The 441-nt window shown below is 61.9% G+C and carries 1 protein-coding gene; it reads right to left on the bottom strand.

Going from position 1 to position 441, the window contains the following annotated elements:
* Positions 1–84: 84 nt before the first annotated feature.
* Positions 85–441, bottom strand: a 357-nt coding sequence (locus N799_RS14110) for a hypothetical protein (protein ID WP_036214047.1), incomplete at its 5' end; no start/stop codon positions are given.

Genomic DNA, 441 nt, shown 5'->3' with positions numbered 1-441 from the left:
TACAACCGTCCGTGATTTCGGGGTAGAACCCCAATCCAGTGCGCCGTCACTCATCACGATCCTTCCCTGGTGTGCAATCCATCATCAGCCTGCTCCTTCAATGGATTCAGCCGCTTTGAAGAGGGCGATGGCGATCTCCGGATCCATCGGGCGCCCCTGCATGGGATTGGCAAGTTGCTCCGTGTCTTCCGCGCGCCGCGGCTGGTAATCCCGGGCATCCTCACCGAACTCGACTTCGACCGCTCCCGGCGGCACATCCTCCAGATGAGCGAAGCCACCTGAGTCGAGCCGCCCCTTGCGCGAGCTGCCATCGGCAAACGTGACCAGATACGTGGCACGTTGCGCCGGCTCACCATCGTTGTAATTCCGCTTCAGCTCCAGCCACGGCTTTGACTTTTCAAGGCGCGTGCCCGGCAGCACCTCCAACCCCGCCGCTCCCTT

The sequence above is a fragment of the Lysobacter arseniciresistens ZS79 genome (genome assembly GCF_000768335.1).
GTDB classification, from domain to species: Bacteria; Pseudomonadota; Gammaproteobacteria; order Xanthomonadales; family Xanthomonadaceae; genus Novilysobacter; species Novilysobacter arseniciresistens.
This window is presented reverse-complemented; position numbering and strand designations above follow the sequence as displayed.